Origin of the sequence: Neobacillus sp. SAB-20_R2A, assembly GCF_049568635.1 — a bacterium.
In the GTDB taxonomy this organism is placed as follows: domain Bacteria; phylum Bacillota; class Bacilli; order Bacillales; family Cytobacillaceae; genus Neobacillus; species Neobacillus citreus.
Genome location: NZ_CP145895.1, coordinates 230,270 through 245,000, shown reverse-complemented (window position 1 = coordinate 245,000; position 14,731 = coordinate 230,270). Strand labels below are relative to the sequence as shown.

The 14,731-nt window shown below is 44.4% G+C and carries 12 protein-coding genes, 9 tRNA genes and 2 rRNA genes (1 of these 23 only partly in view); 2 read left to right on the top strand and 21 right to left on the bottom strand.

Translation table 11 applies throughout. The features are described 5' to 3' along the window. The 12 genes from V5M37_RS01355 to V5M37_RS01300 form a co-directional block, all read right to left on the bottom strand. Positions 1-599: ribosomal RNA gene (locus V5M37_RS01355) — 23S ribosomal RNA — on the bottom strand (it extends 2,336 nt beyond the left edge of the window). 204 nt (positions 600-803) lie between these two features. Then, positions 804-2,353 (bottom strand): 16S ribosomal RNA (locus V5M37_RS01350). Together the 16S and 23S rRNA genes with 9 tRNA genes alongside form the textbook arrangement of a ribosomal RNA operon. Before the next feature lie 114 nt (positions 2,354-2,467). Further along, a tRNA-Gly gene (locus tag V5M37_RS01345) sits at positions 2,468-2,541 on the bottom strand. Positions 2,542-2,555: 14 nt separating this feature from the next. After that, a tRNA-Pro gene (locus V5M37_RS01340) sits at positions 2,556-2,632 on the bottom strand. Between the two features lie 22 nt (positions 2,633-2,654). Continuing rightward, positions 2,655-2,728 (bottom strand) — tRNA-Arg (locus V5M37_RS01335). Positions 2,729-2,786: 58 nt separating this feature from the next. Continuing rightward, a tRNA-Leu gene (locus tag V5M37_RS01330) sits at positions 2,787-2,872 on the bottom strand. A 63-nt stretch (positions 2,873-2,935) separates the two neighbouring features. Further along, a tRNA-Leu gene (locus V5M37_RS01325) sits at positions 2,936-3,020 on the bottom strand. 7 nt (positions 3,021-3,027) lie between these two features. Next, positions 3,028-3,102, bottom strand: a tRNA-Gln gene (locus tag V5M37_RS01320). Between the two features lie 63 nt (positions 3,103-3,165). After that, positions 3,166-3,237, bottom strand: a tRNA-Glu gene (locus V5M37_RS01315). A 12-nt stretch (positions 3,238-3,249) separates the two neighbouring features. After that, positions 3,250-3,340 (bottom strand) — tRNA-Ser (locus V5M37_RS01310). A gap of 4 nt (positions 3,341-3,344) precedes the next feature. Beyond that, positions 3,345-3,419, bottom strand: a tRNA-Asn gene (locus tag V5M37_RS01305). A gap of 120 nt (positions 3,420-3,539) precedes the next feature. Further along, on the bottom strand, positions 3,540-4,016 hold the full coding sequence (locus V5M37_RS01300) for a SprT family protein (RefSeq protein WP_423800409.1): 477 nt from the start codon (positions 4,014-4,016) through the stop codon (positions 3,540-3,542). 94 nt (positions 4,017-4,110) lie between these two features. On the opposite strand from V5M37_RS01300, the gene cmpA reads away from it, so the two are divergent. Then, on the top strand, positions 4,111-4,221 hold the full coding sequence (cmpA, locus tag V5M37_RS01295; protein WP_213148129.1) for a cortex morphogenetic protein CmpA: 111 nt from the start codon (positions 4,111-4,113) through the stop codon (positions 4,219-4,221). 17 nt (positions 4,222-4,238) lie between these two features. Here cmpA and V5M37_RS01290 read toward each other — a convergent pair whose 3' ends face one another. The 6 genes from V5M37_RS01290 to acpS all read right to left on the bottom strand — a co-directional run bounded on the left by V5M37_RS01290 (position 4,239) and on the right by acpS (position 10,388). Next, positions 4,239-6,413 carry a Tex family protein gene (locus V5M37_RS01290; RefSeq protein ID WP_423800408.1) on the bottom strand — a complete coding sequence of 725 codons (2,175 nt, stop codon included), beginning with the start codon at positions 6,411-6,413 and terminating at the stop codon, positions 4,239-4,241. 332 nt (positions 6,414-6,745) lie between these two features. Then, positions 6,746-7,096, bottom strand: coding sequence for a type II toxin-antitoxin system endoribonuclease NdoA (ndoA, locus tag V5M37_RS01285; protein WP_007083556.1), 351 nt, complete (start codon positions 7,094-7,096; stop codon positions 6,746-6,748). Positions 7,097-7,100: 4 nt separating this feature from the next. Then, entirely contained in the window at positions 7,101-7,382 is a 282-nt protein-coding gene (locus tag V5M37_RS01280) for a CopG family ribbon-helix-helix protein (RefSeq protein WP_213120931.1), read from the bottom strand. 184 nt (positions 7,383-7,566) lie between these two features. After that, positions 7,567-8,724, bottom strand: a complete 1,158-nt coding sequence (gene alr / locus V5M37_RS01275; protein ID WP_423800407.1) for an alanine racemase — start codon at positions 8,722-8,724, stop codon at positions 7,567-7,569. 131 nt (positions 8,725-8,855) lie between these two features. Then, positions 8,856-9,869 (bottom strand): LolA family protein, encoded by a 1,014-nt coding sequence (locus V5M37_RS01270; protein WP_213148132.1) that lies wholly within the window; start codon positions 9,867-9,869, stop codon positions 8,856-8,858. Between the two features lie 165 nt (positions 9,870-10,034). Continuing rightward, the gene (gene acpS, locus V5M37_RS01265; protein WP_423800406.1) at positions 10,035-10,388 is read right to left on the bottom strand and encodes a holo-ACP synthase; all 354 of its coding nucleotides are present in this window, start codon (positions 10,386-10,388) and stop codon (positions 10,035-10,037) included. Between the two features lie 90 nt (positions 10,389-10,478). Here acpS and V5M37_RS01260 point away from each other — a divergent pair, with 90 nt between their 5' ends. Beyond that, positions 10,479-11,069, top strand: a complete 591-nt coding sequence (locus tag V5M37_RS01260; RefSeq protein WP_423800405.1) for a rhomboid family intramembrane serine protease — start codon at positions 10,479-10,481, stop codon at positions 11,067-11,069. A gap of 8 nt (positions 11,070-11,077) precedes the next feature. Here the strand turns inward: V5M37_RS01260 and V5M37_RS01255 are convergent, their stop codons facing one another. The 3 genes from V5M37_RS01255 to uvsE all read right to left on the bottom strand — a co-directional run bounded on the left by V5M37_RS01255 (position 11,078) and on the right by uvsE (position 14,623). Then, the gene (locus tag V5M37_RS01255) at positions 11,078-12,526 is read right to left on the bottom strand and encodes a PH domain-containing protein (RefSeq protein WP_423800404.1); all 1,449 of its coding nucleotides are present in this window, start codon (positions 12,524-12,526) and stop codon (positions 11,078-11,080) included. Beyond that, positions 12,519-12,998 (bottom strand): PH domain-containing protein, encoded by a 480-nt coding sequence (locus V5M37_RS01250; protein ID WP_423800403.1) that lies wholly within the window; start codon positions 12,996-12,998, stop codon positions 12,519-12,521. The genes V5M37_RS01255 and V5M37_RS01250 overlap by 8 nt, the downstream gene beginning before the upstream one ends. A 662-nt stretch (positions 12,999-13,660) precedes the next feature. After that, the gene (gene uvsE / locus V5M37_RS01245; protein ID WP_423800402.1) at positions 13,661-14,623 is read right to left on the bottom strand and encodes a UV DNA damage repair endonuclease UvsE; all 963 of its coding nucleotides are present in this window, start codon (positions 14,621-14,623) and stop codon (positions 13,661-13,663) included. Between the last annotated feature and the right edge of the window lie 108 nt (positions 14,624-14,731).

The window sequence follows — 14,731 nt, the reverse complement described above, 5'->3', positions numbered from 1 at the left end:
TCACCCATGAACGGGCTCTGACTACTTGTAGGCACACGGTTTCAGGATCTCTTTCACTCCCCTTCCGGGGTGCTTTTCACCTTTCCCTCACGGTACTGGTTCACTATCGGTCACTAGGGAGTATTTAGCCTTGGGAGATGGTCCTCCCTGCTTCCGACCGGATTTCACGTGTCCGGCCGTACTCAGGATCCACTCAGGAGGGAACGAAGTTTCAACTACAGGGCTTTTACCTTCTATGGCCGGCCTTTCCAGACCGCTTCATCTACCCCGTTCCTTTGTAACTCCATGTTGAGTGTCCTACAACCCCGAAAGGCAAGCCTTTCGGTTTGGGCTGTTCCCGTTTCGCTCGCCGCTACTCAGGGAATCGCGTTTGCTTTCTCTTCCTCCGGGTACTTAGATGTTTCAGTTCCCCGGGTCTGCCTTCAATACCCTATGTATTCAGGTAAAGATACTGCTCCATTACGAACAGTGGGTTTCCCCATTCGGAAATCTCCGGATCGGCGCTTACTTACAGCTCCCCGAAGCATATCGGTGTTAGTCCCGTCCTTCATCGGCTCCTAGTGCCAAGGCATTCACCGTGCGCCCTTTCTAACTTAACCTAAAAGGTTTTACTTACTCTTAAAAATAAGAGAGAAAAACTAAAATGGCGATTACTCGGTTCTTACTTGGTTACTTCTTCTATACGATTATCTAGTTTTCAAAGAACGAAAGTTTTGAGAGATAATTCCCTCAAAACTAAACAAACAAGAAACAATCAAACAAACATGTATTGTCTGGCTCATATGTCCAGCTTATATCCTTAGAAAGGAGGTGATCCAGCCGCACCTTCCGATACGGCTACCTTGTTACGACTTCACCCCAATCATCTGTCCCACCTTAGGCGGCTGGCTCCTTACGGTTACCCCACCGACTTCGGGTGTTACAAACTCTCGTGGTGTGACGGGCGGTGTGTACAAGGCCCGGGAACGTATTCACCGCGGCATGCTGATCCGCGATTACTAGCGATTCCGGCTTCATGCAGGCGAGTTGCAGCCTGCAATCCGAACTGAGAATGGTTTTATGGGATTGGCTCCACCTCGCGGCTTCGCTGCCCTTTGTACCATCCATTGTAGCACGTGTGTAGCCCAGGTCATAAGGGGCATGATGATTTGACGTCATCCCCACCTTCCTCCGGTTTGTCACCGGCAGTCACCTTAGAGTGCCCAACTGAATGCTGGCAACTAAGATCAAGGGTTGCGCTCGTTGCGGGACTTAACCCAACATCTCACGACACGAGCTGACGACAACCATGCACCACCTGTCACTCTGTCCCCCGAAGGGGAAATTCCTATCTCTAGGAGTGTCAGAGGATGTCAAGACCTGGTAAGGTTCTTCGCGTTGCTTCGAATTAAACCACATGCTCCACCGCTTGTGCGGGCCCCCGTCAATTCCTTTGAGTTTCAGCCTTGCGGCCGTACTCCCCAGGCGGAGTGCTTAATGCGTTAGCTGCAGCACTAAAGGGCGGAAACCCTCTAACACTTAGCACTCATCGTTTACGGCGTGGACTACCAGGGTATCTAATCCTGTTTGCTCCCCACGCTTTCGCGCCTCAGCGTCAGTTACAGACCAGAAAGCCGCCTTCGCCACTGGTGTTCCTCCACATCTCTACGCATTTCACCGCTACACGTGGAATTCCGCTTTCCTCTTCTGCACTCAAGTCCCCCAGTTTCCAATGACCCTCCACGGTTGAGCCGTGGGCTTTCACATCAGACTTAAAGGACCGCCTGCGCGCGCTTTACGCCCAATAATTCCGGACAACGCTTGCCACCTACGTATTACCGCGGCTGCTGGCACGTAGTTAGCCGTGGCTTTCTGGTCAGGTACCGTCAAGGTACCGGCAGTTACTCCGATACTTGTTCTTCCCTGACAACAGAGCTTTACGACCCGAAGGCCTTCATCGCTCACGCGGCGTTGCTCCATCAGACTTTCGTCCATTGTGGAAGATTCCCTACTGCTGCCTCCCGTAGGAGTCTGGGCCGTGTCTCAGTCCCAGTGTGGCCGATCACCCTCTCAGGTCGGCTACGCATCGTCGCCTTGGTGAGCCGTTACCTCACCAACTAGCTAATGCGCCGCGGGCCCATCTGTAAGTGTCAGCCGAAACCGACTTTCAACCTTCCCTCATGTGAGGGAAGAAATTATCCGGTATTAGCTCCGGTTTCCCGAAGTTATCCCAGTCTTACAGGCAGGTTGCCCACGTGTTACTCACCCGTCCGCCGCTAACCACCGGGAGCAAGCTCCCAGTGATTCGCTCGACTTGCATGTATTAGGCACGCCGCCAGCGTTCGTCCTGAGCCAGGATCAAACTCTCCAATAAAGTTGAGTTGATTAGCTCAAAAATGTTACGTTGGCTTCATTTCAGAAGAAATGAATAATTATTGTTTGTTGACGTTTTTGTTTGTTTAGTTTTCAAAGAACTATTTTTCTAAAGTGGAGCGGGTGATGGGAATCGAACCCACAACAACAGCTTGGAAGGCTGTGGTTTTACCACTAAACTACACCCGCATATAAAATTGTGATGGTCGGGAAAACAGGATTCGAACCTGCGACCCCTTGGTCCCAAACCAAGTGCTCTACCAAGCTGAGCTATTTCCCGATATTGGAGTTAGACTTTAGAACGCGCCCGACAGGAGTCGAACCCATAACCTTCTGATCCGTAGTCAGACGCTCTATCCAATTGAGCTACGGGCGCTCTTTTTAATCAACTTTTATATCTTATCACATTCGATTTATTATGTCAATATATTTTTTGGTGCGGCCGAGAGGACTTGAACCTCCACGGTGTTGCCACCACTAGGCCCTCAACCTAGCGCGTCTGCCATTCCGCCACGACCGCATTTTAAATTAGTGACAAAGAAAATCATAACATGTTTCCTGAGGTTTTTCAACAGGAAATTATTGGTGCGGGTGAAGGGAGTCGAACCCCCACGCCTTGCGGCGCCAGATCCTAAGTCTGGTGCGTCTGCCAATTCCGCCACACCCGCATAAAAATGGCTGGGCTAGCAGGATTCGAACCTACGAGTGACGGAGTCAAAGTCCGTTGCCTTACCGCTTGGCTATAGCCCAATTTATTTATTTTTCAAGAGAGAAAGAAACAGGAAATGAATTTGTTTCATTCCCCATTCCTGATGACCCCTACGGGATTCGAACCCGTGTTACCGCCGTGAAAGGGCGGTGTCTTAACCGCTTGACCAAGGGGCCAATATTTTAACCTGGCGGAGAAGGAGGGATTTGAACCCTCGCGCCGCTTACGCGACCTACACCCTTAGCAGGGGCGCCTCTTCAGCCACTTGAGTACTTCCCCAATATGGCTCCGCAGGCAGGACTCGAACCTGCGACCGATCGGTTAACAGCCGATAGCTCTACCACTGAGCTACTGCGGAATAATAGCAAATATGAAGCTAGTCCAATAAGGCGTTGCCCTATCGACTCTTTAAATTATAATGACGTCTTTATCTAAAGTCAATACGAATTTTCATAGAAATAAATGGTTCTTCAAACTTTCATTCCAAAAGATATTCTTTGACCTTTTCTAATTTCCCTTTACAATTTCCACAAACATAGCGACTTGTATCAATGCTTCTTCTGCGCTGATATGGAAGGCTGCACTTTGTGCATTTATATAAAAGTATTTTTTTAGCTTTACATTTTCTTTTCGGGACATCCGGAAGCTGATTGCAAAACCTTGGTGCTCCCACCTTTTTTAAGAGTATTTTAAAATCTAAATCACGATGCTTGTATCCCTTGCCTTCAAGGTGAAGATGATAGTGAACTAGTTCGTGTTTGATGATCCCAATTAATTCTTGTTCGCCAAGCTGCTCCAAATACTTTTTATTAATTTCGATATTATGTGTCCCCAAAAGATATCTGCCGCCAGTTGATCTGAGCCGAGAATTAAAGGATGCCTTATGTTTGAATGGCTTCCCAAAGTACTCCATCGAGATTTTTTCCACCATCAACTGAAGCTCCGAATCCTTCATTTAAGGTTCCCTCACTTTCTTTGCGAACGTGACAACCTATTATAGCATATATTGTATATACCCTTGTGGAGAAACTTTTCGGGAGGTTTAATTTATGCCTACTTGGTTTCAAAACCAAATGAAAAGAGCATTTTATGAAAAAAATCGATATCAAATTAAGATGTTAAATCAATGCTGGTTTTTTTACAGAAAAAAACACTGCTAAGCAAGCAGTGTTTTCGTTTATTTTGCTGGAGGAAGCATCGTTAGTGCTACCCGGCCTTTTTTCATATCAACCGAATCTACCCAGACGGTTACTACATCCCCTACTGAAACAATATCGAGCGGATGTTTGACGAATCGAGTACTTAGTTTTGAGATATGAACAAGCCCGTCCTGTTTAACACCAATATCTACAAAGGCTCCAAAATCAACAACATTTCTGACTGTACCTTGGAGCTCCATTCCGGATTTTAGGTCTTCCAGTTTTAAAACATCTTTTTTCAAAAGCGGACGCGGCAGGTCGTCACGTGGATCACGTTCCGGTCTTACAAGTGCGTCAACAATATCCTTCAATGTTAACTCACCAATGGATAACTCTTCAGAAACAGACTTCAAATCAAGTCCGTTCAAGGCAGATATCAACTCTTCAGACCCTAGGTGAGCAGTTGTAAAGCCTAGGTTTTTAAGGAGTTTTTCTACCTCTTTGTAATTTTCCGGGTGAATTCCGGTCCGGTCCAGCGGCTGTTTTCCATCTAATACCCGCAGGAAGCCCACCGCTTGTTCATAGGTCTTTGCACCAAGGCGAGGAACCTTCTTTAATTGCGAGCGGCTGGTGAATTTCCCTTCCTCATCGCGCATTTTCACAATATTATTGGCTGCTGTTTTATTAAGGCCGGCAACATACTGCAGCAAAGAAGACGAGGCAGTATTCACATTCACTCCGACCTGGTTAACTGCCGTTTCCACGACGAAATGGAGTGATTCGGACAAAAGTTTCTGAGATACATCATGCTGGTATTGGCCGACGCCTACTGATTTCGGATCTATCTTAACCAATTCCGCAAGCGGGTCCTGCAGACGGCGGGCAATTGACACGGCACTCCGTTCTTCAACTTGGAAGTTAGGGAATTCCTCTCTTGCAAGATCGGAAGCAGAATACACACTTGCCCCGGCCTCATTCACAATTAGATAAAATATTTCTCCCTTAACTTCTTTTAAAATATCAGCTACGAATTGCTCTGTCTCTCTTGAGGCGGTCCCGTTTCCGACCGCAACCATCTCAACCTTATAGTCCCGCAATATTTTAATAAACTTGTCTTTTGCTTCCTCGGGCTTCGCTTTCGGTGGGTGCGGGTAAATGACATCAATCTTTAGGACTTTCCCGGTTTCATCCACAACCGCCAGCTTACAGCCTGTCCGATAGGCCGGGTCGACACCTAAGACGATTTTTCCCTTTAACGGCGGCTGGAGGAGAAGGTTTCTCAAATTCTCTGAGAATATATGAATGGCCTGTTCCTCTGCTTTTACAGTCAATTCACTGCGGATTTCTCGCTCAATAGATGGCTGGATTAATCTTTTGTAGCCGTCTTCGATTGCTTCTAATACCAATGGGGCTGCCGGCGAGTGCTCCTTTTTAACCCATTTTCTGGACAAATACGAAATGATGATATCTGGGTTCATTTTAATAGATACTCTTAGAATGTCTTCTTTTTCACCGCGGTTTAGGGCAAGGATTCGGTGCGGAACGATTTTATTTACCGGTTCCTCGTATTCATAGTACATTTCGTAAACGTTTTTCTCGTCCTTTTCCGTTTCCTTTACAACAGAGACAACCGTACCAGATTTGAAGGTTTCCCGACGAATCCACTTGCGGCCTTCCGCATCGTCTGACACCATTTCCGCAATGATATCCTTTGCACCGGCTAGCGCATCTTCTATTGTAAGAACCTCTTTTTCTTCCGATAAAAATTCTTTCGCCTTTTCTTCAACACTTTCTTTTGGGAGTGTCAGTAACCATTCGGCCAGCGGCTCAAGGCCTTTTTCTTTAGCTATAGTAGCCTTGGTTCGTCTTTTTTGTTTATAGGGACGGTATAAATCTTCTACCTCTTGGAGCTTTTCAGCTTTTACGATGCTTTGCTGGAGCTCTTCGGTCAGCTTTCCTTGTTCCGCAATGATCCGGAGAACTTCTTCTTTTCTTTGTTCGAGGTTTTGTATGTATTGCCAGCGTTCTAGAATGTTCCGGATTTGCACCTCATCCAGGGCACCGGTCATTTCTTTCCGATAGCGAGCGATAAATGGGACAGTATTTCCTTCATTAAGTAAGGAAATGACATTTCTTACTTGCTTATGATTGATTGCCAATTCAGCGGCAATTTTTCCTAGTAACTGTTCGTCTTTTACTATTGTTTCGGTCACAACTTTACCTCCAATTTCCTTTTAACACTTATTGTATCAAATTAGCGCAGGGGTTTCATAATACGGTAGATCAGTACTCTCTTCCTTTCACTTACTTATGAAGGACATTTTCGTCCGTTTCTTCTTTTGTTTTGTCCTTCATAACGCCTATCAAGGACATTTCACTCCTAGTTCCAACCCGTTTTGGCCTTCAACCGCCTTGCTCTACCTTCCAAGATCAAGTTTCCCCCTGAAAAAATAAAAGAGGCAAGCTTCGATGAGCTTGCCTTAGCAATATGAGGGCAGAATTATGTACGAAAAAACGCTCTTTTTTTCACAAAGAGCGTTTTAAGTTAAAATTCGATGAGACCAAGACTTACCTGCAAGGCTTCATCCACTTTTTCCATCATTTCGTCATCGAGATGGGTAATTTTATCGGTTAACCGCTGCTTATCAATTGTGCGAATTTGCTCTAACAGAATGACTGAGTCGCGTTCAAATCCGTAGCGCTTCGCATCAATTTCAACATGAGTAGGGAGCTTCGCTTTCTGAATTTGAGCTGTAATCGCTGCAACAATCACTGTGGGACTAAACCGATTCCCGATGTCGTTTTGGATGACTAGTACAGGGCGGACGCCGCCTTGTTCAGAACCAACAACTGGGGAAAGGTCCGCAAAATATACGTCACCACGCTTGACAATCAAGGGATTATCCTCCGCTTACAAGACGTTCAACAGTATGCTCTGCCTCATATTCTGCTTGAAATGCTTCTGACGCAATCCTAAGATTAATCTTTGCCATTTCCATGTATCCACGTCTCATGGATTCGCGAATTTGTCTCGTTTTTCGTTCGCGTAAATACATTTTTGTTGCTTGGTAGATAAACTCACTGCGGTTTACATTTTCCTGCTTTACGAAACCATCTAATTCAGTTAATAGATGCTGCGGTAATTTTACCAAGATTTCCGTAGTTGCGCTGGATTCAGACACCCAACATACACCTCCACCATCACTACACACCATTTTTTTATCTATACCATATTTTATAATAACACTAAACGCTCTTCATGCATAGACTAAATATGATTCCTACTGTATTATAAGCCAACTAAACAAGCTTTTATGCACAAATTACCGCAATATCATAAATATGTTTCCTATGCATGATTTACACCTATACCAGGTAATTTTTTATCTCGACAATTCTTTCACTTTTTTTATAAATGCGCGGGACCCTGCTCGCAATGATACACGGTATCTCGTAATTAATGGTGTCAAGCTTGGCGGCAATTTCATTAACGGAAATCAGCTGGTCACCTTCGCTTCCAATTAACGTGACGGTTGTTCCAACAGGAATCTCAAAAGGAAGACGGATCATGCATTGGTCCATACAAACCCTTCCGACAATTGGTGCGCGAAGCCCTGCAATTAGGACCTCCTGCCCCTGCAGCCTGCGAATCCATCCATCAGCATATCCGATTGGCAAAGTGCCAATCCATTCTTCCTGTTCACTTTCATATGTGGCCCCGTAGCTCACTTTGTTTCCTTTTGGCAGCTTCTTAATATGGACAAGCTTTGTCTTTAACGAAAAAGCCTCTTTTAGGGAAAAAGGAATTTCCTGTTCCATTTCCGGTGATGGGGTTAACCCGTACATTACAATTCCAAGCCTGACAGCATTGAAATAGGCTTTTGGAAACCGAATGGCCGCTGCACTGTTGCTGGCATGAATATACTTTGGCCGTTCAGCCAGTGTGCCTACAAGTGCTTCGAATTTGCCTAATTGCTCATTGAAATAGGCAGTTTCCAACTCATCAGCCGTTGCGAAATGCGTAAAAATCCCTTCAAACAAAAGTCGGCTATCAGTTGCAATGGTTTGTTCAACAGCTTTTAATTCCTCGACAGTGCGGACGCCGATCCTTCCCATTCCTGTATCCACTTTAACATGGACCTTTAGCTGATCATTTGTATTCAACTGCTGTTTCGCTTCCTCAAGCCATTCCTTTTGAAAAACAGTTAGGGTGATATTATTTTGAACAGCCACCAAGGCGTCCCCTGGACGAGAAGCCCCTAAAACAAGTATAGGTGCCGTTATCCCTTTTTTTCGGAGTGCAATCGCTTCATCAATAAAGGCTACCGCCAGATACACCGCCCCTGCATTCAGTGCGGTTTCAGCCACTTGGATATCCCCGTGGCCATAGGCATTAGCTTTCACGACGGCAAAAATGTCCACCCCTTCAGGCAGTTGTTTTTTGACAGATGTGACATTCTCCGCAATACAATCCAAATCTACTTCTACCCATGTATCCCGATAAAAAGAGTCTTGTTCTCCCATGATTCCACTTCCTAAAAACATTAATACCAGTATTATAACATATAAAAAAACAGGCCCCTAAGAGCCTGCTGATGTAAATTATTGGTTCCAATCAGCGGCAGGTGCAGCACCTCCGCGGCTTGAAACTTTATTTATTTTACTGCTTCCCCTTGGACCGATTTAGCGATCTCGACCATCTCTTTCTTCGTTAGGTTTTTGGAGGCAATCATATAATCGACTCCGCCCTGTGACCAGGAAATCGAATGATCAGTAACGGCCCCAATCGTAATGCCTAGGTCAACCAAGTCACCTTCTACATATGTCGGAGTAGTCGAGGCAACCTTCGACTTTACCTTTTCCTGAACAAGGGTAAATGATTTTTTACCGTCGTAAGTAAGGACAACCCGTTTTCCATCCTCAATCTTGACAGATTTCTCCTCAATCAGTTTTGTGCCTTTAATTTCATAGGTTGGATATTTAACCGTAAAGGCTTTATCTCCTCCGTCTGCCATCGCCGGCATATTTAGCTCTGCACGGGTCATGTTCTTCTTCATATCGAAGTCGTCCTTGTCAAAGCTGGCGTTGAATTTAACCTTTGTAAATTCTACTGTTACAAGAGCATTTCGATCAGGGTCCATCACTTTAACGACTGCTGGTGACAAATCCTTTTTATTCAGCTTAATTTCCTGGATTGGAAGCATACTATTATTTTGATAGCGGGTTTTTGTTTCAAACACGTAGTGTTCTTTCGTAGCGGAAAATTTGGCGTCTTTATCGGCCACAATGTCTTTAATTAATGATTCATAAAGATAAGCCTGGCTGCTGTTTTGCGGCCAATCGCTTTGGAAGCGGAAGCTCTTTTTCAGGGCAGGTGTTAACACAAACACGCCTTCATTATTTCTTAAAATCATTTGGCTTTGGTCTTTTTCCGCATTTTTTAGGTTAACACGGTAAAAGTTTGGGTCCATATGCCAGATTTCAACGTCGTATACCTGAGAATCCGACCCCATTTTGAGGGTCATTTTTGCTTCAGCTTTATAGCTTGATAAGTCCTTTTGCTTTCCATTTAAATCTTTTACCACATCATCCTGTGATTTAGAACCGCAGGCAGCGAGCATGAAGATTGCGATCAGCCCCGTGATGAGCAGCACTAACTTTTTCCTCATTCCTTCAACCCCTTCTTGTCTCATTTCAGTGTATTGAGAAGAGAAAGGCAGGGATCAGGCATGATAACCAAAATGACCAAGCTGACCTTGTCTCTCCTTTTTCCCTATGAATATATGAGACAACCTTGGGGAATATGCTAACAGGCCTGACAAGCTTTTTTTAAATTAGTGATCCTCTTCAATCACAACCTGGGCGACAGCGTAATCCCTACTATGGGAAATGGACAAATGGGCACATACTTCCGGCTTTTTAATGACCGGTTTGCCCAACCCATCCGAACTAATTTCGATGTCCAAAAAGGAAAGCTCTTTACCAATCCCCGTTCCAATCGCTTTTGAGAAAGCTTCTTTTGCTGCAAATCTTCCAGCTAAAAATTCGACCTTTCGACGCTCTGCCAATTCTGAGAATCTTTGTTTTTCGCTGGCCGTCAAAACCCGGTCGATAAATTTGGGCTGCCGGCTGATTATTTCGTGAACTCTGGAAAGTTCAATAATATCAATACCAATTCCTTTAATCATCGCTAATCTTCCTTCTATTTCATTTCCTGTCAGCATAATAGTGTACAAGATAAAATAATAGTCTATGATGGTAGTAAGAGGTGGAAAATAATGTTTACTCGAACAGAAAGTCTTCGCGAGTTTCTTCGCTATTACCCGGTGGTTTCTATTATTGTGGCCATTCATCTCATTCTTTTTATCTGCACCATTTTACCAATATTCCCTAATTCCTGGTTTATTGAAACCCTCTCCGGGGTCAATCTTTACATTATGGAGGGCGAGTATTGGCGGCTGATTACACCGATCTTTATGCACAGCGGTTTCTCCCATATGCTTTTTAATAGTTTTGCCCTTGTATTATTTGGACCAGGGCTAGAGCGGATGCTCGGCGGCGGACGATTTTTGATTGTATATCTGGTTTCCGGATTGATCGCCAACGTTGCCACCTTAATGCTTGAGGCGCTCACCTATACACATGTCGGATCAAGCGGGGCGATATTCGGGCTGTTCGGCTACTATTTGGCGCTAATTCTTTTTAAAAAAAATACACTTTCCAAAGCAAATTCCCAAATAATCATCACACTTACGGTTATCAGCTTAGTAATGACATTTCTTGAACCTAACGTGAATATTACCGCCCATCTTTTTGGGCTGCTGGGCGGGCTTTTGCTTGGGGCAGTTTCACGACAAAGCTTAGAATAGAGGGGGCTTCAACCGTGCGCCCCCTCCCTATTCTTCTCCTTAGAGTACCAGCCGAAAATCTTCTCAACCTCACTTTTTTCCATGTCGACAACTGTCCCGCCGGCACCGCCTAGTCCCGATTTTACATAGGCCTCAATTGTCCCCAATTCTTTATTTCGTTGAAAATAACTTCCCCTTATTTCCAAGCTTTGAATATTGTTTTTCTTCATAAAGACAGTGGTGCGGTTGGTGGTCTGAAATCTAAGGGTCAGCTGCTGACCATCCAAACTCCAGCCTGCGGTTTTATATTTCAGTATCGCCCAAAATGTAAATATTCCAATTAGGATCAGCGAAAAGAGACCCCATATTTTGAAAAAAAAGATGGCTGCCGCTGCGATTGGAACTGGAATGAACCAGCTCCGGAAAATATAACGCCTAAATGCCCGCTTCGGGACTGGCGTGAAGGACGCCCTGAACTGATACTCCGGCAGGTAAGGACCAATTAATGCAGACAATTCCTTTACCTTCATGATTGGCAGTAGGATGACATTTGCGCCATCCTTGTTCTCAATGGATCCCCCGGCACTTTCCACATACACCGTTCCATAACCAAGCAATTGCCTGATTGGATTCTCACTGATTCTTATGGCTTGAATCCGGTTTAAAGGAATGGTGATTTGTTTTTTCTCAAGAAGCCCTTGTGAAATAACGAAGTCCTTTTCTGTTTGTACTACCGTGAAATGCGCATATTTCAGCATCGTCATCACTAAGGCAATTAGCCATGCCAGGAAAAAGCCGGCAAAGACAAGGATGGCGATAAGGATAAGATTGTGAACCGCCCAGTCTTCCAACCCGCCAAAGACTTTTTTAAAAGGTATGAAATCGTCAAACTGGGAAAGCAGTGCGAATAAAGCAGATATCACCACCCCGATGCCTCCTGATGTTAACGATAAGAGCAATAATTCCGGTCTGGTTATTTTAAAAATTGGCTTAGCCACTTGGTGGCTTGCTGTTTCTGAATCACCCGTTTTAGCTGCTGCGACATACTCTTGAATGAGCTTTGCCTCTTCCTTGGTAATGGCTGAAAGAACGGCCTCCGCCTCCTCGTCTCCACTTGAGCCGGCTGTTTCAATCTGTACCTTCACAAGCCCAAACAGCTGCTGCAAAATGCCTTCTGTCAAATCGATACTTTGGATTCGTTCAAAAGGGATATATCGTTTTTTGCGAATGAAAATCCCGTATTCAACTCGAAGCTCATTATTTTCAAAACGATAAGTATATTTTAACCAAGATATCAGGCCGGAGATAAAAGTGGAAATAACAACAACAAAGGCTATACCAAGTGTAATGAAAAGAGATTCCTTGCCTTCTCGCCCTCCCGATAAAAATATTGCAGCTAAGGGGATGAAAAGGTTTTTTAATCTTTTTCCGGTATTAATGACGCTGGCGATGGGGTGAAGCCGTTTTGGTTCAGACATCATCCTCAGCCACCCTTGCCAATTTTGAAATATAGAATCGTAATTCTTCCGCTTCGCTCTCCTCCAGGGCAGGGATTTCATGAGCGGTGGCCGCCGTATGGACGATGACCGATGCCAGCTTATATTTTCTTAAAATTGGGCCTTGTACGGTATCGACATGCTGAACACGGACCATCGGCACGAGCGTACGACTAATGATAAAAATCCCTTCCAATAATTCAATTTCTTCTTCGCGGACATCGTACCGCCAACGTTTCCATCTGATTGATGGGAATAAGAAAATATGTAAATAGGTTAATATGATGGCGAGCGCTATAAGGATAACCATTACCCAAATGGGTCTGTTAAATATATGTATTATTATGATGGCTGTGACAGCTATAGCCCACTCTATCGCCCCTTTTATAACACCAGATATGCGCCAAACTTTCAGGGCACTTTCCGAGATGCGTTTTTGCGGTTCAGTTTGCACCTTATTCCCCCTCCCTTTTATAAGACCCACTTCACCAGTCTTTCTCTACTGCTTTTGGTCTTATGAATCCTTTATAAGACCACTTTACAGGGCTTTCTCTTCCGTTTCCGGTCTTATAAACCTTTTATACGACCACTTCACTGGGCTTTCTCTTCCGCTTCTGGTCTTATGAACCTTTTATATGACCACTTCACTGGGCTTTCTCGCCGCTTTTGGTCTTTTGAATCCTTTATAAGACCACTTTACAGGGCTTTCTCTTCCGTTTCCGGTCTTATGAACCTTTTATATGACCACTTTACAGGGCTTTCTCTACCACTTCTGGTCTTATGAACCTTTTATATGACCACTTCACAAAGCTTTCTCTACCGTTCTGGTCTTATGAACCTTTTATAAGACCGCTTCACAAGGCTTTCTCTGCTGCTTCTGGTCTTATGAACCTTTTATATGACCACTTCACAAAGCTTTCTCTACCGTTCTGGTCTTATGAACCTTTTATAAGACCGCTTCACAAGGCTTTCTCTGCTGCTTCTGGTCTTATGAACCTTTTATATGACCACTTTTTCCCTTCCCCATAAACCATTCTAGCCCTTGAAATCTCCAAAGAGGAAAATCGGCAAACTTTCACATATAAGTATACAAAGAAACGAATGGAACCACTACTACTATTCCATCAGAAAACTGGACTGATCCAGCATTTTGATTCCGCTCTTACCTTGCAAGTCCCGAGAAAGTTGAAAGAGTGCGGCATCCTTTTGCTTCGCTTCGATCATGCAATGAATCTCCGGAACCGTCCCCTTGATTTGAGCAAGAAACCGAAGGAACATCTCAACATCCACATAATCCGCATGAGCACGAAAGTCACGTTCGGACCGCGGGCTGGAAATATGCATTTTAATTGGCAGGGGAGAATCCTTCCAGGTCTCCACCACTCGGCCCCAATCCTCCTGCCAATTTTTGTCCTCATGATTGGCCAGATGATGATGATAATCAAACACCATGGGAATGCCCAGTTTTTCACAAAGATATAAGGTCTCTTTAACGGTAAATGTCGTATCATCATTTTCCAGCATAATCATTCTTTGGATGGAGGGGGAAATATAGGCCCAGTTATGAATAAATAATTCGAGAGCCTTTTCCTTATCATCATAGCCGCCTCCGACATGAAGGACACAGCGGTGTTCCGTGTCGACCTCCATACCCTTCAGCAGGGCTTTATGCATAACAAGCGTTCTCAATGAGTTTTTTAAAATCTCTTTATCCGGTGAATTAAGAACAACAAAATGATCAGGATGGAAATCAATTCTTGCCGGGTGCTTCTTGATGTAGTCTGCCAGTTCTTTTAAGGGCTCGCTTAATGGTTTCATGTAATTCCAGTCGAGTAATTCCTCATGGTTGGCCAGTGGTATGAGCCGCGAGCTTAACCGAAAGAAGTGAATTTGATTGGCTTCATTATGCTTTAGGAGACGGAGGCAATTATGTAAATTTGATTCAGAAATTCTTTCCAGTTTACGAATAGCTGCTTCCCTGTCTTTAATTTTGCTGAATTGCGCGAATGTCATTGTTTGAGAAGGGGATGCATTTTGAAGTTCCACACTCATGGCGACATATCCAAGACGTATAATCATGTTAAATCCTCCAAAAAGTATTTAACATTAGTCTTCCCTTATTTCAAACATATAAAAAAGCATGGACACCTCCAGCATCCATGCTTCCGTTTTGAGTCCTTCATTGAG